A 23,813-nucleotide genomic window follows, 5' to 3' on the forward strand; every position below is an offset into this window, starting at 1 on the left:
TATTAGTAATAGCAGTTGGTATAATAATTGTAATTAACATCGTGAAAACGCTATACTGTATAGGAATAGAATAAATAGTACGAGGAAAAGGATATGGCACGACAAAAAAATTTAGTAAGACGGCATGAAATATTACGCAATACTTTTATCCTGCTAAAAAAGAGAGGGATGGAAAATGTATCGCTGCAAATGATTGCGGATAAGTCGGGGATTTCTAAATCATTGCTCCAATCTTACTACCCACATAAAAATCTGTTAATTACAGAAATTGTTACTAACTTTATGACGGCTGTTTTAAAAAGTTTAAATGCGACTGACTTTAAAGACTTAAATACATATTCTAAAATGAAAATTTTTATTTATTTAATTTTAGAGCAAGGTATTCAAGATGAAGGAGTAGAACGTGTAGTTAAGAGCATTTTAAGTGATAGTGATTCCCTAGATCGCTGGAGTCAAATTCTTGACGATTGGCTTAGAAATGAAGGCGTTAAGCATGATCTTGGGAGTGATCGTCAAGTTCAGATTGGCTTAAACTTCATTGTCACAGGTGGGGGAAGTTTATACATAAAACGTACTGAATTGGATTTAGATGCAGATGAAATTTCTGATATAATGGTAAAAACTTTTATGTCAACATTTCTATCAATAGATGAGTCTAAGATAGATCAAACAATTGATGAAGCAAAATCTGCTTTACAAAAATATGAATTAGCTACTTTGACCCAAATGATCAATGAGATGTTTGACAATTAATTTTTAAGGAAGGTCTAGAAAATGACAGTACGCACACGCAGTGAGCTACGGAGAATTGATCAAGCTCAAACTGTGCATGATAAAAGATCCTTTGGAATTGCAATCTTTACAATTGTGGTCTTATTTTTTGGCTTAGTAACTTTTATGAATCCAATTTTTATGAAGAGTCAAATTTCAAAGGAAAGCAACGGAGTAGTAGCGGAACGATATATTAATCAGAAATTTGATAATTTTGCTGCGGCAATTGGTGCTGATAGAAGTAGTAATAATAGCACTAATAATCTTCTTACCGTTGAACAAACAAGACCAATTGCAGATGTGATAATTAATTATACCGTAGGCATCCACCTATTTAGAGCTGAAAATTCTAGTTTAGCTGATCAAATTAGAAAAATTATATTAACAAAGATAGATGATAATTCTTCTATGGAAGCAAAATCAGTACAAGAAAAGCTCAGGAAGAATAAAAATAGCGGTCTTTATGCAATTATCACTAGTTTTGGCTTAGCAAATGTTACCTTAATGGCAAACATTGAGATAGTATTATTAGTTTTGAGCATTTTGATAATTATTTTTGTAGGTATCCTAGGTTATCAGCAAATTAAAAGATTACAAGAAATTGTTTCAACTAGACGTTTAATTCATATGGTTGCTGCTGGAGGGATGAGAGCATCAACTTGTATGATTGTGATCTTTGGATTACTAGCATTTATTCCAACAATTTTTGATGTTGAAGGCTTTATTTTAAATATCGGTTATTTTTTAGAAATAGCTAGTGGTATTTTCTTGGAATTAGTAATTGTTGGTGTAGCTTTATTTGTAATTAGTACTATAACGTGGCAGATTACTAGTGCTAAATAGAGAAATTGAATAAGCACACAAAAAGGTCTCAGATTTTAACCTGAGACCTTTTTGTGTGAAATGGCGCCGGATTGGATGATCTTAATTGTATTCAAGTAAGTGTAAAGTAGTTAGGGTATAAAATAATTGTAATATGCAACAGCCATAATGGCTCTTGTAAGGGTCCTCAACCATTTCTCAATACTTATTTTTACAGTAATTAAGCTTTAAATCAAGTTGAAACCATTAATTATTCTTAAATAATATAATATGTTTGGATTGTACCAAAAGAATATTCTTAAATTACAAATTAGTTACTTTAAAAGAGCTTTTAAAGTATTAGTTTATTAATTAAATTGCCTAATCCATTGCTTTTTACCAAGATAATACCAAGTTGTATGGTTGGTTGTAATAGATTGACCGTAAGCATAGCTTTTTCCAGGGGTAACGTGATTAGAAGTTGTTTTTTGTAAACTAGGATAAGGGCTAGTGTAAATATGAGTATCAAGAGAACTATTATCAATATTTACTACGCCGGCAGTTAGGTCTGGATTACCGTAAACATAGAAATTATGGAACCATTGATCTTCACCTAAATTGTAGTAAGAGTAACCGTCTTGATAAGAACGACCAAAAATTATCGGGTTCATGCGACGATTTTTATTTAAAGAATCACGTAACTCTTCTGCTTGAAGTAAAAGAGCAGATTTAATGGTTGTATTTGAAGAAGGATCATCAGCTTGTTTTAAGATATTGCGGGTTGTTTCATCAGTAGCCTCTTTAATATTTTGAGAGGATGAGATAGTAGATGAATTTTTAACCTTGTTTTTAGTCTTAGTGCTATCTTCCGAAACTTCTAATTCTGGTTGATTGGCTGCTACTTGATTAAAAAGCTTAAAGCTGTACTGATAGACATTAGAAATATTTACGTTATATTCATGTCCTGAGACTAACTTAATATCTCCAGGAAAATAGGTCAGAATAGTGTCGAAATAACCGTATCCTTTGTTACTAAAGTTATTAACTTTTGTTGCTTGACTTGTTTGACCGGTATCAAGATCAGTAATTGTAATTTTGGGAGTACCAGAAATAGTTTTGTCCGATAAATAGAGGGACCAGGCGATATTATTTCCCTGAAGTAATTCGATTGGAAAAACGCCACTATTTGGATAAGCAACTGTACTTTTTGCAGCTGCTTTGTAGCCATCACTTGGATAGGCAACTTGTTGAACAGAATAGCGATAATTATTTTCACCATAAGCTGCGCCAATACCTGTAGTTGTAAGTCGACTAGATAAAAGCCATGCGCGGTGTCCCGTGTCTGAACCATCAAGATTATAGGTATCAGTTAATAAATCTGTGATTACGTCCCCAGCGGATTGATTACTTACGTTAAAGTTAAGGTTTGAACTTGCAGAGACGTTTTTGGCAATTGTCCAGTATGTCTCATTAATATAATCAGGTTTAGTTTCACTAGGGAGGCCATGTTGGTTAGTGAATGGGTTAGCTTTGATTGCGGCCATAACGCTTGCCGTGATTTGAGCGTTATCATTATCGGTTTTATTTGTTGAAATACTTGGTAAGTCAAATAAAGCTCGGTAAAAATTAATATAATCTAATTGAGAATTGATATAAGAATTTGTAACAGAACCGGGTGAAAAGGGAGCCGTGAGATGAGGAGTGCTGGCATAAAGATTATCTGCATTGAAATTTTCTTTAGGTAAATTTTTATATTGATTTTGAATTTGATGAACTTCTTGAATTTCATCTTTAGTAAAGGTTGCAGCCTGTGCGTTAGTAACTATAACGGTAGAAGTAGTTGTACTTAACACAATAGTTGCTAAAAAAGTGGCTGCTTTTTTAGTAAAAGTCATAATTACTCCTTTTAGCGAATCATATAGTAGCATGATAGTAATATATATAACGTAATTATAAAAAAATTGCATTCTTTTTAGACTTTTTTTCGAAATTGATGCATTATAGCGTCACGATTGTTTATAATAAGGTTTCGAGGACAAAAAGGAGATAAAAATATGACTGACAAAATTAAGGTAGGTTTGATCTTCGGTGGAAATTCTTCAGAATATGAAGTTTCTATCATGTCTGCCCACAACATTTATGAAGAAATTGATACTAATAAATTTGATGTTTATCCAATGTGGATTACTAACGATGGATACTTAGCTGATGATGCAGATTCTCGCAAAGTATTAGATAATCCTAAAATGGAAGTAGCTAATCCTCATAAAGTAGCTAATATTTCTAACATTATTGAATTAAAAGATCGTCCTGAAATTGACGTATTTTTCCCAATTGTACACGGAAACTTAGGTGAAGATGGTTGTTTACAAGGACTATTTAGAGTTTTAGATAAGCCATTTGTTGGAGACGATGTTTTAGCAGCAGCTGTAACGATGGATAAGGAAATGACTAAGATCCTCGCTCAACGTGCTGGTGTTCCTGTAGCAAAATGGATTGCAGTTAAGCGTTTTGAATATAACGATCCAGATAACGAGAAGTTAGACTATGAATACGTAGCTAGCCAATTGGGATCAGATTTATTTGTTAAGCCTTCAAACCAAGGATCTTCAGTTGGTGTAAGTCATGTTACTAACGAAAAAGAATATAAGATTGCTTTAGCTGAAGCCTTTAAATACGATGATAAGGTTTTAGTTGAAGAAACTGTTCATGGTACTGAAGTAGAAACTGCTGTTTTAGGCAATGATAAACCAATCGTTGCTGGTGTTGGTCAAATTATTAACGCAAAAGATTCATTCTATACCTATGAAAATAAGTATGATGATGACTCAACATCAACTTTAGAAATTCCTGCTAAGCTTCCTGAGGGAATTGTTGAAACAGTTAGAAAGAATGCCTTAAAGGTGTTCCAAGCAACTGAATGTAGCGGCTTGGCTCGTATCGATTCGATGCTTCGTAGTGAAGATAATGAAGTTGTTCTAACAGAAGTAAATGCTCTTCCTGGTTTCACTAATATTAGTATGTATCCTAAGTTATTTGAAGAAATTGGAATTCCATACACTGACTTAATTACTAAATTAATTGATTACGCAATGGAACGCTACGATCATAAGAAGACTTTGTTACATAAACATGATTAAACTTAGTTTAAGTAAAGGGAGAATTTAGGATGGCAAGCGACCATAATTTTGAAGAACTTGAGGCCCCAGCAAAAACGGCAGAAGAACTTCATATTAGCGTAGCAACATTAAGAAAGTATTCTTTAATCGTGGAAAAGGTTACTGGAAATAAAGATTACTATGAAAGAACCAAGCAAAAGTCTCGCTTGTACTCGGCAAAGGATATTGAAGATTTAAAAGCTTTTAGAACATTGTCTAAAAATGCGGATTTAACCTTGCAAGAAGCAGCTAGACAAATCTTTGCAGTAAGCGATAAGAAAACTGAAGAAGTTAAAAAAGCAGCAAAAATGCAAAAATCAGTTGCTACTAATACTGCCACTGTTGATGCTGATCAAGTAGTAAAACTTTTAACAATGCTACAAAATACTATTGCAAGTCAGAATAAAGCAATTGAAGATTTGCAGAAGCAGGTAGCGCGTGTTGAAGCTCAAAATAGAAAATTAATTGATCGTTCACACCAATTAGCTGAGCCGGAATCAGAAGATTCTAAAGAAAAAGCTAATAATAAAGATCAGGAAGCTGCCAAAGAGATTACTGAAGAACAAAAAAGTGAGCAAGAGGCTCATGAAGAAATTTTAAAAAAAGCTAGAGAGAACGAAGAAAAGCGTCGTAAGCAACAGGTAGAAGAAAATATTCATCGTACCCTAGCTCAAATGCAAATTCGTCCTAAGAAAAAACACCATTGGTGGGATCGCTTTTTCAAGTAAAATAGGATGCCGAAATGCGGCATCCTATTTTTTTATTCATCATCAGATTCAATAATTAATGATTCAGCTAGTAATACGTCGTTATACAGACTTAAGATATACGTTCTATATTTACTCTCTTTTTGTCCAATCATTTCTAAATATTCACGCTCAATAGCAAATGCTCTAAAAAATGCTAAACGCTGTAAATACTGTTCTGATTTAGTTAGATTAGGCTGATCAATTGTTTTTAGCAACACACGCATGTATTCTCGTGTTTTAACAACTCTTTTTTGATTGAGTAAAGTATAGATAACATGGCGCTTAACTCTTTTAGGTAGGTACATTTTATGGACTGAAATTAGAGCTCGTTTAACCATTTCATTACGGATCTTCTCCATAACAATGTGTGCTTCTTCATCACTAACTTCATGGGGAAGAATAAATTGAAATACAATCGTGGGTACAAGCATGCTCAAAATAATTAAAACTGCTTCAGACATAATAACTAGATTGTAGTTTTTAGTTCCTAAAAAGTTAGCACTAATTGTTAAGGCTAGAGCAAGAGTAACAGCACCATGAATACCTCCAAGTGAAAATACAGTACTTTCTCGTCGATCATAGCGAATAACTAAACGTCCATAGACATAACGAACAAGTAAATTTGCGAGATAAACAATGAAGCCAACAAGAATCCACTTGGCTAAGTCACCATTAAATAATTTATTTCGGGATATTCTGACCATCATTAGTCCCAAAATGATAAAAACCATACTGTTGAAAATATCTGAAATAAGATTTTGCAAGTCTCGTCCCATATGGATTTGTCTTGAATTAAGAAGTAAACTTTGCTGAGATTCTGCATTATGTAATAAGCCAGCAACCACAACGGCAATAATTCCCGAAACATGTAAATCTTCTGCTAACGCATAAAGTGCTAGCGGGGTAAGGATATAAATTAAATTCTGTGCATTTAAAGAATTAAATCGTGATCTGATGAGACTTTGACGAAAAATAATGATTATCCAAGCGACTGCAAAACCTAATACTGCTCCACCTAATGAAGAAACAAAGAAGTCATGAATGGTTTGCCCATAATTGATGTAACCATTGGCAAACCATAGCAAGCTCATATTCAGTAAAATGATTCCCGAAGCATCATTAAAAAGTGACTCAGCTTTTAGGGAGGAAGTTACCCGTCTAGGCATTCGTAAACCATTAGTTACGGCTTCACTTGCCGTTGCGTCCGTTGGAGTACTGATACTACCAATGATAAAGGCTAGTGGAAGACTAATGCTAGTGAATAAATAAATACTGAATCCACTGATTATTAAGGCCAGAAGAACCATAATTACAGTTAATCCGATGATTTCCTTAATTCTTCTACCAATATTATGAATTCTAGTTTTTTGACCTTCAAAAAATAAAAGTGGAGCTACGATCAATTCCATAAAAATTTCTGAATCAAAGCTAGCAACTTGGCTATTTAATAAGGGAATAAGACCAATAATTATCCCAATGATCATGCTCACATAGTTAACAGATACCTTATCAATTGCTTGGGCAATGATAATACTAATTGCTGCAGCAATTGCTAGGGTAAAAGTTGAAATCATAAGTTCCATTAAATCTACCTCAGATAAATTACTATTTTTTAATAATTAGTAAAAACTTTTAATGCTACTATAGTAGCATACTAACTATTGAATTATTTAGGGAAGGCAAAAAAGTGAAGAAGAATGCGAAAATTTGGCTTAGTTTAGCAGTCTTATTTGTGGGAATATTTTTTACTCTAATTACCTATTTTTCAACTGCTTTTGCAAGTAAGCCAATTGCGGTCATTACTGATAGGCAAATAACAGATACATTAGTCGATAAGACAAAAGACAACTATGAAAACAAAGACGAGGTACGGCAACAAAATCTACATTTAAAAATTTTGTCTGGAAAATATAAGGGAAAGACATTTTTAGTTACTAATACTTATTCGCCGTCTCAAGCTGTTTCACAAAAGTATCGACCTCATCAACGTGTAATTGTTTCATTTATTAAAGGCAAACCTAAATTAGTTGAACCAAAACGTGACTGGGTTGTTGTTTTAAGCATGTTTTTGACGATTAGTGTAATTGTTTTAATTACAGGAAAACAGGCTAGTTTACTTTTAATTTCAATGATCTTAAATAGTATAATTTTTTATTTTGTAATTAAAAGTGATGTAAAGGAAAATGGAACAAGAATTTTCTTAATTTATAGTATTGCAGCAATTCTGTTTACTTTTATTTCTCTGGTAATAGTACAAGGCTTTAATCAAAAAATGCTGGTGACTTTAACTGCTACTTTGTTAGGAGTGTTTGTCTCTTTTGGCATCTTTTATTTAGTTATGAGAGTAACTCATGAGCGTGGAATTGACTATGAAGCAGTAGATTATGCTACTCAAGATCCTCGAGCTTTATTTTTATCTCAGACAATTCTAGGAGTTCTAGGAGCAGTAATGGATGAAGCTACTGATATTGTTTCTAGTCTTTATGCATTAGCAAAACATAAGTCAGAGCTAACATTTAAAGAGCTATTTATTAGCGGACGAACTCTAGGTCAAGAGATTATGGGGCCATTAATAAATGTACTAGTTTTAATTTTTATGGCCGAGGCCTTACCTATGACAATTTTGTATTTGAGAGATAATAATACTTTAGTCTATACCTTTAAATATACCCTTTCCTTAGGAGTCATCCAGAGTTTAAGCTCGGCAATCGGAATTGTACTGACAGTGATTTTTGCTACTCTATCTAGTGCTGTCTTTTTAAAAAACAAAAAAGCAGAGGTGGTAGAAAAATGACAACTTTAACTGCTCTTTTATTAATTCTTCTAGTATTAATGATTATAGTTGGAGGAAAAACTGGCTTTAAGAGTTATCTAAGTGTCGTTATCAATGCCTGTTTACTGATTTTAGTTGCACTACTTATTTCCTGGGGAGTAAATATAGTATTGGTTGGAGCAATATTTATTCCTTTAAAGTTATTAACGATTATTTATTTAGGAACACATGATTATACTGTGGCTAAAAATGCCTTTTTAACTGCTCTGTGCGTGAGTTTAATTGTGATGTTGATAATTATCTTGTTTGAAAATTTAGCGCAAACTCAAGGCTTTGGAGACCAGGCAGGGGAAGAATTAATTGGTTTATCATTAAATGTAGGAATTAGTTTTTCTCAAATTGCAATTTTAGTTGCAATCTTTTCAATGCTAGGAGCAATTGCGGAAGCTAGTGTTGCAATGAGTGCGGGCTTGCTTGAGTTAAAGCGACATGATCCTAGCATTACACAAAAGCAATTAATTAGAAGCGGGAATGAAGTTGGAGCGGATGTACTAGGAACGGCCATGAATACCATTTTATTTGGTTTATTTGGCAGTTTTTTACCAATATTTATTTGGTATATAAGACTAAATTATTCCTTATTTGAAATTTTAAATGATAAACTTTTTGTGGATGAGTTTTTAATTATTGTATATTCGTTTATTGGTGTGCTTTTAACGGTACCATTAACTACAATATTCTTAGCACATACTTTAACAAATAAAGAAAATAAAAAGTAGAGATAAATAGAGGCATTGTAAGATGAAAATAGAGAATTTAACGTTAACAAATTTTAATGGTCGTGAATTTAACGTTACTTATTATAGTTTGCAAGATAATCCGCAACTTCTCCTAAAGAAAAGACCACTAATGTTAGTCTTTCCAGGTGGTAGTTTTGATCATTTATCATTAAGAGAGGGAGAACCAGTTGCACTAGCTTATGCAGCTCATGGATTTGATGCAGCAATAGTGTCATATAATTTAACTACCGATCCTGGCAGAATTTATCCTGACGCGGCTTTATCTGGTTTAACTGCTGTTGCATACTTTAGAAAAAACAGTGAGAAGTTAGGGCTTGCTAAAGATAGAATTATGACAATTGGTTTCTCAGCCGGCGGCCATGTTGTTAGTTCGATGAATGTAATGGCAGAAAGTCAAAAATGGCAGTCTGAATATCATTTTGAGCATGATAAAGTATCACCAAATGCGACTATTTTAGGTTATCCGTTAATTAATATTAAAGACATTGGTTTTCCTTTACCTTCTTATGCTAAGGAAAAAATGCCAAGTGCAAAAGATTTACTCGATACAGCGGTCGGAGTTACTCCCCAAACCCCACCTACTTTTATTTTTCAGGCAGTAGATGATCCGGTTGTCTTAATTGATAATACGATTGAATATATTACTGCATTAAGAAAAAATAGAGTTCGCTTTGAGGCCCATTTGTTTAATAAGGGTGGACATGGTTTTTCTCTTGCTACTCCTGAGTTAGCTACTAAAGAACGTAAAGCTGACGCGCATCTTGCTCATTGGTTTGAATTGAGCCTTGAATGGTTGAAAGATAGAAAAATTTACGTTTGGTTTCACGTGAAACAAAAACATATATAGAAAAAGTCCGAAAAGATGAAATGACTATACATTTTCTTTTCGGACTTTTTAATTTTATTCTTTTGCCATAAAGAATAGAACTTCTTTTCCAGAGGCTAAATTATCGGAAGTTGCCAAAATTCTAAGTTTAATTGATTTAGCAACTACATCTCTTAAGCCAATTACCTTGTTTTTAGCATCATTTGGCCAATTAATTTCTTTACTAAAGTCGCTGAAGTTTTCTCCGTCTTTGGAAATAGCAACTTGAACACGTAAAACATGACCGATGCGATCACGTGAACGAGGAACATAAACCATGCGGCTGAGTTTATAAATATGGTTGAAATTAAAAGTTAAGTCTAAAGGACTATCTTTAGTGATTTGATCTTTAGAAAGCCACTCACTAGCTAATTTAAGATCAGTTAGATTTTCGACTGGTAAATCCTCTTCGCTTTCTCCCGTACTAGAAACTGTAACATTTGAAATGGCATAATCCATCTGATCACGCTTTGTATGGGTGCCAAAGTATTCTGACCAATCAGATACTTTATTACCGAACTTATTTCTAATTCTGAAGCGGTAGCGTGTATTAGGTTCAAGCTCATGGAAAGTAAAAGTATTACCGTCAATATTAGTATGAACAATTCCGTTAACTTCGATATCGGCCATTATATTTTTATCTGCTAAATTAGTTGGATTAGTCCAGGTAATAGTAATGCTCTTTGAAGTTAAGCGATCAGTTAAAATTGCTGCACTTCTTGGAGAAGCCATTGCTGAATCGATAATCGCATGTTGTTCTACTTCACTACCGTAGCTAAAGTTTTCAATCATTAGCTCGAACTTATTATCATGAATATCAACAGCAGGCATCTTCACTCTAAGAGCTGGTTGCAGTTGACCAGTAAAGTAACCAAATTCTTTGCATGGCATATAGTCTTGTTGGTAGAAGATACCTTCTTCAGCTTTGTTAAAGCTATCAAGATCGTTATATTCAGTTAGTGGAACAAATTGATCGTTTAGTTTAAGAGAAACTTTACCAGGATAACGATCAGACATAATAGTTAAATTAGTAATTTGTTTCTCTTCAAGACCAGTGTAGCTGCCTTCAGTTGGGTAGACAGTAATATGAAGGTTTGATCCGCTAACAGAGCTAGTGATTTGTGTGGTAGCTGCATGACCCTTTTCATAATCATTAGTTTGATTGTCATCTTCATATAAAATAGCTGAGCTTTTACTTTGTGGGTAAACAAGGGCACTTCTTAATGACTCTTGTAAAATTGCACCGCCGCGTACATATACAGGAAGATGCCAGAGTGGGTAATGCAACTTATCGTAAATTCGACCACCAATTAGTTTTTTACCAGTGAAGAGGTCAATCCACATTGTTCGATGATTAGGTAAGTAGAGGTTATCCTTTAGGGAAGCGCCACTTGGATCTTCTCGCCCGTTAGTGATTGGAGCGATTAGTAGGTTATTTCCTAGCATAAATTCATGTTTAACTTGGTTAGTATAGTTAACTCGTTCATGAGGGAAAGCTAAGAAGAGCGGTCTAACAATTGGCATTCCATCTTGAGCCGCGCGCGTAAGAGTATAGAGATATGGAGTGATTTTTTCTCTAAGTTTAAGATAGGCGCGAGTAATTCTAGTCATTTTTGAATTAAATGCAAATGGTGTTTTTTGGATATTACCATAATTATCAATTGAATAAAGAAGTGGAGTAAAGACTTTCCATTGTAAGTCACGGATATTTACTTGTGCATTACCGCCGCCTTCTTTTCCATCAATAGCACTTCCTACATTTGGCTGCCCAGAAAGAGACATACTTAAAAAGCTAGCAATTTCAGTAGCAATTTGTTCCCATTCACCACCAACACCTTCATTTGCAGTAGTAGCCAAAGTTTGAATAGCACTCCAGCCATTACTTGCCATTGCCCAAGGACGATTGGTTTGATTTTTATCAATTAGAGGTTCACTAGCGATAGCAAAGTCCTGCATTATTTTTTCATTAGGAAAATTAGCAGGATCAGTCTTGAACTTTAAAAAATTAGCTGGTGCATCAGTAGGCAGGGATCCATAGAATCCTATTTTTACATTTTGATCTTTTGCAAAATCAACTAAATTATTCATTTCATCTTCGTTTAAGTCTTGTTTGCTTTCATAGTTAGGAACAAACCAACTAAGTGGAAGATGATATGAATTGTACCTTTCAATCATTGCCCGAGCAGAAAATTGGTACTGTTCTTCTCCATTAAGAGAGGACTTGGCCACAATATCATCATTGCTATGCGCAATTTTATAAGTATTGCCGTCTTCAAATTTAATTGCACTATTTTCTTGAGGTTTAGCTGCTGTCCAACAAGTATCAAGGTAGTTACCAAGATAACCCAGACCGAGTGCATATTTTGGCAAGAAAAGAGGAGACCCCGTAATTTTATAGTACTGACGCAATATTCCCGCTGGAGAATCTCCTAAAAGATAGAAATTATCAAAAATAGGAGTTTGATGGGTAATAACTGCTGTAGTCCCGTCATCACTCTTAAAGTTGTAGATGCCATCTTTCCATGTGTTTCTCAACTCTGCAAAACCAGCATTTGACCAGAAAAATCCTTCTGGACAAGCAACAGCACCGGGACCAGTTAAATTAGTATTTTTAATCTCGATAATTTTTCCTTTGTGGCTGAAGCTTCCATTTTGCATCCCGCCACCGTAGTAGAATTCGTTTTTGTTCTGACGTAAGAATTCGCTAGAATGATCGCTCCCCAGTTCAATTGGACTACTTTGCATCATGCGGTAGCGATGTAGTTGATCATCGAAAATACTGAAGATAGCTGGATTCTTTTGCAAGCGAAGTGAAAATTGACCGCTTTTAATGGTGAAAGTCTCATCGGTTACTAAAAGCTGAGAATCTTCAAATGGACGCAAACTAAAGTTACTTGCTGCGATGGTTAATGATGGAGTTAAAGGCTTAAATTCTGCTGCTGGATCAACGATTAAACGAAAGATACCTTTAGCAATAATGTATAGACGCGCTCTTGTTCCATCTGCAAATTGCAAATCATAGTAGCGAGTACCCTTAGCCACGTGGACTAAACGACTTAAATGTTGAGGTTGTTGTTTGTTAGTAATTTCAGACATAATTAGTTTTCTTCTTTAAATTAAATTTTTCATTTACGTATAGTTCATATTATAACGAAAAAATGTGTTTCGTGTTTTTTTAGATTTGACATAAAGCGCTTTCTGGAATATTCTGTAGAAGGTGGTACTAACCAGTTGAAGATTGGATGGGGTTAGAAGATGAAAAAACCACTTTATCAGCAAGTTATTTCAGATCTCGAAAAGAAAATTAAGACTGAAATGAAGCCAAATGATCGATTACCGAGTGAACGACAACTTTTGAAAGAGTATGGTGTTAGTCGAAATACGATTCGATTGGCATTAAATGATTTAGAAGAGCGCGGCATTATTTATCGATTGCATGGGAAAGGTACATTTGTTTCGACAATTTATCTAGATCAAACCAACTTGGGAAGTATGTATTCTTTTAGTGAGCAAATGTCTGAAGCAGGTCACAAGCCAACAACACAAAACCGCACATTAGAACTTGTGACACCTGAAGAAGATGTTGCAAATCAGCTTAATTTAAAAACTGGTGAGAAGGCATACAAATTAGTTAGGTTACGTCTAGCTGATGGAGTACCACTAATGTATGGAGAAACTTATTTACCTGAAAAAATTTTCCCCGATCTAAAAATGTCTGACCTAGAGGAGAACTTATATACAGTGATGAAGCAAAAATATAATGAACAAAGTATTCTTGCTTTTGAAGATGTACAAGCAGTTAACCTGGACGAAAAAGACAGCAAAATCTTGGGTGTTAAGCCTGGGGATGCAAGTTTGAAGATTTTTAGACGGGCAATCAATGATAAAAATGTACCGATCGAGTTCACTATTTCTCTTGCTAGAGGAGATAGATTCATATATCGATCACGTCAATACAATCATTTAGTTTAATTATTGAAAGGAATAGGCTCATGTTTACTAAAACCGATGCAGAACTAAAAAAGATGGGTGCAGATATTACTACTAGAGAAATTCAACAACAGCCTTCTTTATGGAAAGAAACTTTTAAGATATATAAAGAAAAGAAAACAGAAATCGATGATTTTTTAGCTAAAATTACTAAAAAATTCGATAAGGTAAAAGTGATTTTTACTGGTGCAGGAACTAGCGCTTATGTAGGCAATACAGTAATGCCTTATTTGAGAAAGCATGGAGACCGTACTAAATATGACTTTGAAGCAATTGATACAACTAAAATTGTTTCAACACCGGAAGATTATCTTGAAGCAGATACACCAACAATTTTGGTTTCTTTTGCTCGTAGCGGTAATTCTCCTGAGTCAGTTGCAACTGTTGAACTTGCTAAGCAATTAGTTACTAATTTATATCAAATTGCTATTACCTGTGCTCCAGAAGGACATTTGGCTCAAGACTTAAAAGATGATCCAAATGGCTTAGTTCTTTTAATGCCTGCTAAATCATTAGACCAAGGTTTTGCGATGACTGGTTCGTTTTCATGTATGAGTTTAGCTACTTTATTAGTTTTTGATACTAGAAGTGATGCTGAAAAAGAAGCAATTGTTAATGAAATTGCTGAAATGGGCCAAAGTGTAATTGACCGTGAAGATGAAATTCAAAAGCTAGTTGATATTGATTTTGATCGAATTACTTATATTGGTAGTGGTGCTTTAGGTGGATTAGCTGAAGAAGCACGACTTAAAATTTTGGAATTAACAGCTGGAAAAGTAGCAGCCTTATTTGATACTTCGATGGGATTGAGACATGGTCCTAAGTCGTTTTTAGATAAGAAGACGATTGTTTTTGATTTTGTTTCTAACAACACTTATACCAGAAAATATGATTTGGATATTTTAGATGAGATTAAGGCCGATCAAATTGTTCCTTTAGTAATGGGAGTAGGTCAGCTTAAAAAGGGTCAAGATTTTGATGGGAAATTCTTTGCCTTTGCTGGAAAAGAAGTGCCTGATGCATATTTAGCCTTACCTGATATTATGTTTGGACAAACAATTGCATTGCTTACTTCAATCAAAGTAGGAAATACCCCAGATACTCCATCCCCAACAGGCACTGTTAACCGTGTGGTTAAGGGAGTAACAATTCACAAATTCATCAAATAAAATTCAAATTTTGAAAACAGTTTCAGACTAAAATATAAATTAATTTAAGGAGTTAACTATTATGTCATATTACATCCATGCAGGAAAATTCTTTTTAGAAAATAGAACTGAAAAGGGCGGTTATCTTGAAGTTCAAGATGATGGCAACTTTGGTTTATATTATCGAGAAGATGAAAAGCCGAGCCATGGCTTAATTAAAGAATATGGCGATCAATGGATTGCCCCTGGTTATGTAGATACACATATTCATGGTTTGCTTGATGAAGATACGATGAAGAGTGACTGGGAGGGCATTGACAAGATTTCAAACGGTTTGCTGCAAGCTGGTGTAACTAGCTGGCTACCAACAACTATTACTGCTAGTGACAAAGAATTAACAGAAACTTGTGAAAAGTTTGCTGCACATAAGGGTGAAGAAACTGGTGCTAAAATTCAAGGCTTACACTTTGAAGGACCTTTCTTTACTCCAAAGCATGGTGGAGCAGAAAATCCAAAGTACATGACTGATCCATCAATTATGCTTTTGAAAAAATGGCGTAAGGCTTCAGATGACCTGCTAATTAAGATTTCAATGGCACCTGAAAGAAAAAATGCTCGTCAGTTTGTACGTGAAGCAGTAAAAATGGGATTAGTCGTTGCTTTAGGCCATTCAGATTCTGATTTTGAAGATGCTATTGGTTGTGTTGAAGCTGGTGCTAGCGTATTTACTCATACATTTAATGGGATGAACAGTTTGTCACAACACTCACCTAATATTATTGGTGCTGCTTTTTCTTCACGTTTAACAACTGATGAATTAATCTGCGATGGTCACCATGTTGAAGAACCAGCTGTTCGTGCTTTGGTAAATGCACGTGGACCAGAACATATTGCTTTGATTACAGATTGTATGCAAGCAGGTTTAATGCCAGATGGGGACTATGTTTTAGGTGAGTTGCCAGTTTATGTTAAAGACGGAATGGCACGCCTAAAAGAAACTAATAATTTGGCAGGTAGTATTTTGCTCTTAAAGGATGCAGTTAAGAATGTAGTTGATTGGAATGTTGCAACACCTGAAGATGCAGTTATGATGGCGAGTTATGTGCCAGCTAAGAGCTGTCATTTACTTGATAAGTGTGGAGTGATTAAGCCAGATCACCCAGCTGATTTTGTTGTATTAAATCATGACATGACTGTAAGTGAAACTTATTTAAATGGTGAATCACGTTACAAAGCTTAAAAGTTTATACCTTTACAAGTAACTTTAGAAAATCTTAAAAAAGTGGTTGTAACCAGTTGACTAGCAAAACTTAATATACTAAGATTGAAATTGCGGAAAGCGCTTACAAAGTATTTACAAACAATGGAGGAATCTCTATGAATATTGTGGGAGCTAGAATTGATGGACGGCTTGTCCATGGTCAAGTAGCTAATCTTTGGACTCCAAAACTTCAAGCTGATCGTATTATTGTTGTTGATGAAGAAGCAGCAAAAAGCGACATTCAAAAAAGTGGGTTAAGAATGGCTACACCTCTTACTACTCGTCTTAGTGTTTTTACCAGCAAAGGTTGCAGCCGATCACTTAATTCATGATCGTTATGGTAATCAGCGAGTATTTATTGTCGCTAAAAAGCCAGCAGCCTTCTTAGATTTAATTAACTTAGGTCTTAAACTTGATACCTTGAATGTAGGTACTATGTCTCAAACTGATACTACTAAGCAAGTGACTAAGCAGATCAATGTTGAGGAAAAAGACGTTGAAGACTTTAAGAAAATAGCGGATAAGGGTGTGAAGATCACAGCTCAGTTAACTCCAAGCGATGATTCTCATGACTTTATGAAATTAATGAACGAAAAGATTAAATAGGAGGTTTAATTATGGCTTGGTGGCAAATATTACTACTTACCCTCTATGCTGGATATGAAATTCTTGATGAATTACAAATTTATTCATCATTGAATACACCAGTTGGAGCTGGCTTGATTGCTGGTTTAATCATGGGTGACTTAAAAACCGGTTTAATTATTGGTGGTGCCATGCAACTTACAGTTTTAGGTGTTGGTACTTTCGGTGGTGCTTCTAAGATTGATGCAACTACTGGTATAGTTTTAGCAACAGCATTTTCTGTAAGTATTAAAGGAATGAGCCCACAAGTAGCTATTTCTTCAATTGCGGTTCCTGTAGCTGCAATCATGGTTCAATTGGACGTTTTGGCAAGATTTGCTAACACTTATTTTGCTCACAGAATTGATCACTTAATTGAAGAAAACAATTATAAGGGAATCGAGAGAAACTTCCTTTACGGTGCGATTCCATGGGCTTTATCTCGTGCAATCCCTGTCTTTATTGCTTTAGCATTTGGACGCGGCTTGGTTCAAACAATTGCTAACTCATTGAATGGAAACTTAAAGTGGTTAGGTACTGGTTTAACAGTAGCCGGTGCTGTCCTTCCTGCAGTTGGTTTTGCTATTTTGCTTCGTTACTTACCAGTTAAGAAGCATACCGCTTACTTAATTATGGGATTCACATTTACTACTTTATTCTCAGTTTTATTTACAAGCATTCAAACCTTAGGTACAGGTCTTCAAGCAGCAATTAAATCATTTACTGCAACTTTCAATGGTCTACCAATGCTTGCAATGGCTTTAATTGGATTGGCATTCGCAATCTTACACTACAAGGATGAAATTAGTGGCAAAGGTGGTAGTGGTAAAGGCGGAACAAAAGAAGCCACAACTACTACAGAATCCACTAATGTAGCTTCGGAGGGGGAAATCACCGATGATGAACTCTAAACCAACTTATAAATTAACAGATAAAGACTTTAATCAAATTAACAGACGTTCTCTATTCGGTTTCCAACTAGGTTGGAACTATGAAAGAATGCAGAATACTGGATATTTATTCTTAATCTTGCCACAACTTCGTAAGATTTATGGTGATAATACTCCAGAATTACAAGAAATGATGAAGACGCATGTTCAGTTCTTTAACACTTCTAACTTCTTCAACACTATTATTACTGGTATTGACTTAGCTATTGAAGAAAATGAAGGCGTTGAAGGTAAAGATACTGTTACTGGTTTGAAGGTTGGATTAATGGGGACCTTTTGCCGCAATTGGTGACTCAATCTTTGCTGCATTAATTCCAACAATCTTCGGTGCCTTGGCTGCTTCGATGGCTTCTCAAGGAAACCCAGTTGGTGTATTTATCTGGATTGCTGCTCAAATTGCTATCTGTTTCTTCAGATGGAAGCAACTACGGTTTGCTTATGATAAAGGAGTGACTCTTGTTACTGATATGAGAGACCGTTTGAATGCTTTAACTGATGCTGCTACAGTACTTGGTGTATTTATGGTTGGTGCTTCAGTAGCTACGATGGTTAACGTTAAGTTTGCTTGGGTACCACAAATTGGTAAAGTTACCATGGATATCCAAAATAACTTAGATATGATCATTCCTAAACTCTTGCCTGCTTTGATTGTTGGCTTTGTTTACTGGTTACTTGGAAAGAAGAAGATGACTTCAACTAAAGCTATCTTAATTGTTTTAGTTCTTTCAGTTATTCTTGGCGGTGTTGGTGTTCTTGCTAAGATTTAGCAGTAAATTAAAGGAAAAATATTATGACAAAAGAATTAGTGCTAATCAGTCATGGTAAGATGGCTGAAGAAGTTAAAAAAAGTGCAGAGTTAATTATGGGTCCTCAAGAATATATTCATGTAGTATGTTTACTTCCAGAAGAAGGACCAGAAGATTTTGAAAAGAAGTTTCAAGATACCATTAACGGTATTCCTGAAGAAGATCTAACAGTATTTGCTGACTTAATGGGCGGCACACCAGCTAACACAGTTAGTCGCTTGATTATGAGTGGTCAAGATATTCACCTAATTGCAGGAATGAATCTGGCAATGGTAATTGATTGGCTCAATAGTCAAATGATTGGTAATGATGCAGATTCTGTGAATGCGGGTAAGGCAGGTATTGTAGATATTAATCAAATGCTTGCTAGTATGAAGAAATAGCTTATTTATATAGATGTCGAAAACGACTTGCGTTGGTAAAACCATACGTGGGTCGTTTTTTATAATGAAAAATGTATAAATTACTGCGTAATAAACTATTGGACATCTCTTCAAATATTCCTTTTTCTAATCCTAATAGTGAATTAACATGATTTAAATATTTAGAAATAACTTTAATTTTTAATTCAGTTGAATATTTGGCCATAAAAAAGTGCCGCACAATCATTAGATTTATGTCTAACAATTATGAGGCACTTCATTTCGTTTCTATCAGCTTTTTTTGTTGATTAATTTGTTACAATATAAATAATTTAATGACAGTGCTATACTTTACCCTTTTAGAAAGGTCAAAGTATGAATAAATTTTGTCCCCATTGTGGGAAATCAATTAAGCCTACGGACCGATTCTGTCCACATTGCGGAAGGTCAGTTATATATTCCAATTCAGAAATGCCTAAAAGAAGTGAAATTCACCGCAATAGATTAAAATCCAAAAAAAGAAATATTATTATTGGATCAATTATCGCCGCATTTATCCTTATTTTTGGTGGCTGGGGATTGTATCAACATGGTCGAAATTCGACTAATAGCACTGTGATTGGTGGTAATGGAAAATTAACTAGTGCTGAGATTAAAAAGATTCCAAGTAAGCAACTAGCTGCTTGGGCAATCCTTTATGCCGATAAAAAATATGGCAAAAAATGGGGAGAAGCAGCTGATGATTTAGGAAGCGGTCACTTAACAATAGAAAGTTATTCAAAATATCGTTTTGGAGATTATGAGATCAGTGCTACTGACAGAAGTAGATTATATGTTATAAATGATCAGGTTGGCTATTTAGTTTCTAAGGATAATAAAGAGATAACTTATATTGGAAATAAGTCTGGCTACAGTAATAGAAGTGTTTTAACTCAGATTTATCCAGAAATTAAATCTGAAAACACGGAGAAAAATGTAAATATTTGGAATGATAATCTATCGATTGTTGCTGGTAAGTCGGATGAAAAAGCTAATGATCGGAGTTCTAAAACTAACACAAAATCTAAGAAGACTACATCTAAAGACCGGCTATGGTCAAATAACCAAAATGATGAATTAATTAGTTATATGGATGAATTCGGCAATAAGATGCATCAATCTTATGAACATTATAATGAAGGAGAAGATGATCTGGTAACATTAGCTGGAGAGCATTTCCCACGCGATATTAGTGAAGATACTTACCCATTTAAATTGAGCTCTGGAGATCACGATAGTAGGGATCCTAAAGATATGGAAACTATTAAGTTGAAATGGAATCCGCAAGTAACTAATAAAGATAATGACAGTGATACATATAATGTAGTTGCTATTTTTAATCATAATGGTAAAAGTGCAGAAGATCATATAACGTATCTGTTCTGTTTTTATCATGGAGAACCAGTTGCCTTGGTTGATCAGACGACAAATGGAGGATATGTGGTAGTTCATCCAACTGCTAACCAAGATTTAGCTTCTCACTTTAACGAAATCGCGGAGAATAATTAATTTTAGTATTTCATAAAGTGTCTGTGTCTGGAAAAAACTCAGAAATTAAGAAATTATGCTAAATCTTGGTATTGATAAACTTTGATTTAATAAGATTTTTCTTTTGAGTAAAAGTCCAAAATTAACTAAAAACGGACTTTTTTCCAGACACTTTTTTCGTAGAGAAAATAGGTCAAAGAGTATTATTGCAGACTGAAATATTTAAATAAGATAAGGGTGGTATCATAAAATGTTAATGTGTTATAAAACAAGGAGATGACAATGACTAAACGTAAGATATGGACTTTAATCGTATCTGTTATTTTAATTCTAGGATGTATTTGGTTTACATTTTATTATGCTAATGGTCTACAAAAGGATACTGTTAAATTCCAAGATGGTACAGTCTATCAAGGCACAACTGAAAATAGAGAACTTCGTTCTGGCGTAATGCATTTTAACAATGGCGATACTTATACTGGTGCGTTTAAAAACGGCCATTTTGAAGGCTTAGGTACTTATAAATCGCATGAAGGTTGGACATTTAAAGGACAATTTCATCACGGAGTTGCCCAAGGAAATGGACAGTTAATGAAGAAAGGAAAAGTAATTCAGTCTGGGAAGTATGAGAGGGGAGTATATGTTAAACAATGAGAATTAAATGGTTTAGTTTAATCCGAGTCACGGGTTTAATTTGTGTGCTTCTTTATCACTTCTTCCAGATGCGCTACACTGGTGGCTTTATTGGTGTAGATATCTTTTTCACATTTTCTGGATATTTGATTACTGCTTTAGCCTTAGATGAGTTTAGCCGGTCTAATAAATTTAGGTTAGGAGATTTTTATTATCGTCGAATAATGAGGATCTTGCCGCCTTTATTGTTAATGATAGCCTTTGTCTTACCTTTTACGCTTTTGGTAGGTAAAGACTATATTACTGATCTTCCTAAACAATTAGCAGCCGCAGTTGGTTTTTCAACTAATATTTTTGAAATTAATACTGGTGGAACTTATGAATCGCGCTTTATACCACATCTATTTGTGCATACGTGGTCATTAGCTATTGAAGTCCAATTTTACTTAGTTTGGGGCTTTATTTTATATCTTTTAACCAAGATTACACCTAATGTTAAAAAGTTCAGAATACGTGTATTTTTTGCATCTGCAGTTTTAGCGGCTGTAAGTGCGACGGTAATGTATTTACGTGCACAAAGTTTAAGCGAATTTTCACCAATTTATTTCTCAAGTATTGCGCATATTTTCCCATTCTTTATTGGAAGTATGCTCGGTTCGATTGCAGGAATTCAAGATTTATTGCCTGCGTTTAGTAATAGTGTAGCAAAACATTGGAATAAAGCTGGTGCCGTTACTTTTATGGTGCTAAATTTAGCGTGTTTATTTGCTTTAGCTTATGTTTTACGCTTTGATCAACGTAAGACTTATATGTTTGGCTTTTTGTTAGCAAGTTTATTTGCGGCTTGTGCAATCTTAGGAGCTAATATTTTACACCGTAAAACACCTAACACTAAGGAACCGTTTATTTTTACTTATATTGCAGACATTAGTTACAGTGTCTACTTATTCCACTGGCCTTTGTTTGTAATTTTTTCAAAAATTTATCCAACTTGGCTAGCAGCTTTAATTACGACAATTCTTTCAGTTCTTTTTGCAAGTGTATCGTTTTATTTCTTAGAACCTTTAATCAGAGGAAAAGCTGTTTCAATTGGAGAACATAAAATTACTTTCAAGCATATTGTGGCTCCATTAGGACTAGGCTTAACACTTGCTATCGGTCTTGGGGTGTATTTATGCCTGCAGGCACCTTCAATTTCTTCTTTAGAAAAAAATCTACTGCTTGGCGGAATTCAGCAGGACGCAGATCAATTAAGTACTACCTATGTTCAAGCAGCACCTAAGCCTCCTAAGAAAGAAAATGCGCAAAATAGTGTACAAGATGATGGAGCAACTATTATTGGTGATAGTGTGACTTTAGGAAGTAGAAAATATCTCTTAGATCATATGAAAAATGTTGATATTGATGCAGAAGGTAATCGTACTATGGATAAGGCCTACGATGTGTTGATGAACGCGCAAAATTCAGGTCGATTAAAACGCAATGTTGTAATTTGTATTGGGACCAATTCTTTAGATGATTATCAACAGCAGACTGAGAAGGTTATTAAAGATCTAAAACCAGGCCATCATTTAATCTTTATTACTCCGCATGATGGTCATGCCGATTCATCATATAATTCCTATAAGTTAGCCGTTTGGGAACGAACTCTTCCTAAGAAGTACAAGTTCATTACAATTGGTGATTGGGACAAGGTGGCTCGGGCACATCAGAATCTATTTGCAGGTACTGATGGAACACACTTTGGAGGTCGAGACGATATTAGTAAATTGTATCTAGACTGCATTAAGGGTGCCTTGACTCGTGCGGAGAAGATACCAGTAAAAAAGTAGGATAAAAATGGCTTTGCAATAGTTCGCAAAGCCGTTTTTGGTAATTTAAATAATATTAATAGATAGTTAGATGGGAAAGTAAAATGAAAAGGAAGATAATTATTTATATGTCAGTGGCAGGTGTATTATTAGGATTAACAGGTTGTGAAAGGTTTTACTACTATTTTAAATTTTACGGCTAAAACAAAAAAATAGTGAATCAGCTATCCCGTCGGATAATCGATTCACTATTTAGCTTAGAATGTTTTATTTAAATTAATATACAGCACCATCGTAAAAGTTATATTTAGGACGGTTGAAATCAAATGTAGCTAATTCACTCATTTTAATTACGTTGTCAGCAACGCCCCAACTCATCAAGTTGATTGATTCACCATATAATTCATCAGGAATTACAAGTAAAACATACTTTCCTTGAGACATAGCGTAACCTAATTCCATCCCTAAACCAACGTCTTCTTCTTTAGGAACGTAAACGCCAAGCATAACGTCGCTAGTTTTAATACCAACTAAGTCACCGTTGTAAGTTGCTTGAGCCCATTCTTTATCATGTAAGTATTCGGGATGTTCGTCAACACGAATATCTTTATATTGATTTTGAAGAGGAACATAGCTATTTTCTAAATCAACCGTTGGATTAGCATTGAGAGCACTCATTGCATCTTTGTAAGCCTTGTTTTGAGTTTCAGTAAACCAACCAGCACCAAAATAAACTGTTTTTTGTTTTGTCATGGAAAAAAACCTTTCTTTCTTATCGGTGGAA

The 23,813-nt window shown here is 34.6% G+C and carries 19 protein-coding genes and 2 pseudogenes; 17 read left to right on the forward strand and 4 right to left on the reverse strand.

All coding sequences use genetic code 11. The annotated features are described in order from the left end of the window. The first annotated feature begins 93 nt into the window (after positions 1-93). The gene (locus GTO82_RS00590; RefSeq protein WP_180873405.1) at positions 94-753 is read left to right on the forward strand and encodes a TetR/AcrR family transcriptional regulator; all 660 of its coding nucleotides are present in this window, start codon (positions 94-96) and stop codon (positions 751-753) included. A 21-nt stretch (positions 754-774) separates the two neighbouring features. Further along, a complete protein-coding gene (locus GTO82_RS00595) occupies positions 775-1,614 on the forward strand; it encodes a hypothetical protein (RefSeq protein ID WP_180873406.1) in 840 nt (279 codons plus the stop codon). Between the two features lie 326 nt (positions 1,615-1,940). Here the strand turns inward: GTO82_RS00595 and GTO82_RS00600 are convergent, their stop codons facing one another. Further along, positions 1,941-3,467 (reverse strand): CAP domain-containing protein, encoded by a 1,527-nt coding sequence (locus tag GTO82_RS00600; RefSeq protein WP_180873407.1) that lies wholly within the window; start codon positions 3,465-3,467, stop codon positions 1,941-1,943. Between the two features lie 159 nt (positions 3,468-3,626). Here GTO82_RS00600 and GTO82_RS00605 point away from each other — a divergent pair, with 159 nt between their 5' ends. Further along, positions 3,627-4,712: a D-alanine--D-alanine ligase family protein gene (locus tag GTO82_RS00605; RefSeq protein WP_061400859.1), complete on the forward strand. Its 1,086-nt coding sequence runs from the start codon at positions 3,627-3,629 to the stop codon at positions 4,710-4,712. 29 nt (positions 4,713-4,741) lie between these two features. Next, the gene (locus GTO82_RS00610; RefSeq protein WP_180873408.1) at positions 4,742-5,458 is read left to right on the forward strand and encodes a transcriptional regulator; all 717 of its coding nucleotides are present in this window, start codon (positions 4,742-4,744) and stop codon (positions 5,456-5,458) included. A 32-nt stretch (positions 5,459-5,490) separates the two neighbouring features. Here the strand turns inward: GTO82_RS00610 and GTO82_RS00615 are convergent, their stop codons facing one another. Continuing rightward, entirely contained in the window at positions 5,491-7,062 is a 1,572-nt protein-coding gene (locus GTO82_RS00615) for a cation:proton antiporter (RefSeq protein ID WP_069168822.1), read from the reverse strand. 104 nt (positions 7,063-7,166) lie between these two features. Between GTO82_RS00615 and GTO82_RS00620 the strand changes: the two genes are divergently transcribed. The 3 genes from GTO82_RS00620 to GTO82_RS00630 are packed head-to-tail and all read left to right on the forward strand — an operon-like array spanning position 7,167 to position 9,899. Then, positions 7,167-8,273, forward strand: coding sequence for a YibE/F family protein (locus GTO82_RS00620; protein WP_069168823.1), 1,107 nt, complete (start codon positions 7,167-7,169; stop codon positions 8,271-8,273). Continuing rightward, positions 8,270-9,031, forward strand: a complete 762-nt coding sequence (locus GTO82_RS00625; RefSeq protein WP_180873409.1) for a YibE/F family protein — start codon at positions 8,270-8,272, stop codon at positions 9,029-9,031. Before GTO82_RS00620 ends, GTO82_RS00625 begins: the two co-directional genes overlap by 4 nt. Before the next feature lie 22 nt (positions 9,032-9,053). After that, positions 9,054-9,899: an alpha/beta hydrolase gene (locus GTO82_RS00630; RefSeq protein WP_180873410.1), complete on the forward strand. Its 846-nt coding sequence runs from the start codon at positions 9,054-9,056 to the stop codon at positions 9,897-9,899. 54 nt (positions 9,900-9,953) lie between these two features. On the opposite strand, the gene GTO82_RS00635 is transcribed toward GTO82_RS00630, so the two are convergent. Beyond that, a complete protein-coding gene (locus GTO82_RS00635) occupies positions 9,954-13,013 on the reverse strand; it encodes a DUF5110 domain-containing protein (protein ID WP_180873411.1) in 3,060 nt (1,019 codons plus the stop codon). Between the two features lie 159 nt (positions 13,014-13,172). Between GTO82_RS00635 and GTO82_RS00640 the strand changes: the two genes are divergently transcribed. The 10 genes and pseudogenes from GTO82_RS00640 (at position 13,173) to GTO82_RS00685 (ending at position 23,050) form a co-directional block, all read left to right on the forward strand. Further along, complete coding sequence (locus tag GTO82_RS00640) at positions 13,173-13,889, forward strand: GntR family transcriptional regulator (RefSeq protein ID WP_004898564.1); 717 nt, start codon at positions 13,173-13,175, stop codon at positions 13,887-13,889. Between the two features lie 20 nt (positions 13,890-13,909). Further along, entirely contained in the window at positions 13,910-15,076 is a 1,167-nt protein-coding gene (locus GTO82_RS00645; protein WP_014566975.1) for an SIS domain-containing protein, read from the forward strand. Positions 15,077-15,137: 61 nt separating this feature from the next. Continuing rightward, positions 15,138-16,295: an N-acetylglucosamine-6-phosphate deacetylase gene (gene nagA / locus GTO82_RS00650; RefSeq protein WP_180873412.1), complete on the forward strand. Its 1,158-nt coding sequence runs from the start codon at positions 15,138-15,140 to the stop codon at positions 16,293-16,295. A gap of 137 nt (positions 16,296-16,432) precedes the next feature. Then, positions 16,433-16,922, forward strand: a pseudogene (locus tag GTO82_RS00655) (PTS system mannose/fructose/N-acetylgalactosamine-transporter subunit IIB). 11 nt (positions 16,923-16,933) lie between these two features. Next, positions 16,934-17,851: a PTS mannose/fructose/sorbose/N-acetylgalactosamine transporter subunit IIC gene (locus GTO82_RS00660; protein WP_180873413.1), complete on the forward strand. Its 918-nt coding sequence runs from the start codon at positions 16,934-16,936 to the stop codon at positions 17,849-17,851. Then, positions 17,838-18,657 (forward strand): annotated as a pseudogene (locus GTO82_RS00665) (PTS system mannose/fructose/sorbose family transporter subunit IID). Before GTO82_RS00660 ends, GTO82_RS00665 begins: the two are co-directional and overlap by 14 nt. 23 nt (positions 18,658-18,680) lie before the next feature. Further along, on the forward strand, positions 18,681-19,079 hold the full coding sequence (locus GTO82_RS00670) for a PTS sugar transporter subunit IIA (protein ID WP_180873414.1): 399 nt from the start codon (positions 18,681-18,683) through the stop codon (positions 19,077-19,079). Between the two features lie 354 nt (positions 19,080-19,433). Beyond that, complete coding sequence (locus GTO82_RS00675; RefSeq protein ID WP_180873415.1) at positions 19,434-20,606, forward strand: zinc ribbon domain-containing protein; 1,173 nt, start codon at positions 19,434-19,436, stop codon at positions 20,604-20,606. A gap of 261 nt (positions 20,607-20,867) precedes the next feature. Next, positions 20,868-21,239 carry a membrane-binding protein gene (locus tag GTO82_RS00680; protein ID WP_180873416.1) on the forward strand — a complete coding sequence of 124 codons (372 nt, stop codon included), beginning with the start codon at positions 20,868-20,870 and terminating at the stop codon, positions 21,237-21,239. Continuing rightward, positions 21,236-23,050 carry an acyltransferase family protein gene (locus tag GTO82_RS00685; protein WP_180873417.1) on the forward strand — a complete coding sequence of 605 codons (1,815 nt, stop codon included), beginning with the start codon at positions 21,236-21,238 and terminating at the stop codon, positions 23,048-23,050. Before GTO82_RS00680 ends, GTO82_RS00685 begins: the two co-directional genes overlap by 4 nt. 255 nt (positions 23,051-23,305) lie before the next feature. On the opposite strand, the gene GTO82_RS00690 is transcribed toward GTO82_RS00685, so the two are convergent. Continuing rightward, on the reverse strand, positions 23,306-23,782 hold the full coding sequence (locus GTO82_RS00690) for a nucleoside 2-deoxyribosyltransferase (protein WP_094497594.1): 477 nt from the start codon (positions 23,780-23,782) through the stop codon (positions 23,306-23,308). Positions 23,783-23,813 lie beyond the last annotated feature (31 nt).

The sequence above is a fragment of the Lactobacillus johnsonii genome (assembly GCF_013487865.1).
In the GTDB taxonomy this organism is placed as follows: domain Bacteria; phylum Bacillota; class Bacilli; order Lactobacillales; family Lactobacillaceae; genus Lactobacillus; species Lactobacillus johnsonii_A.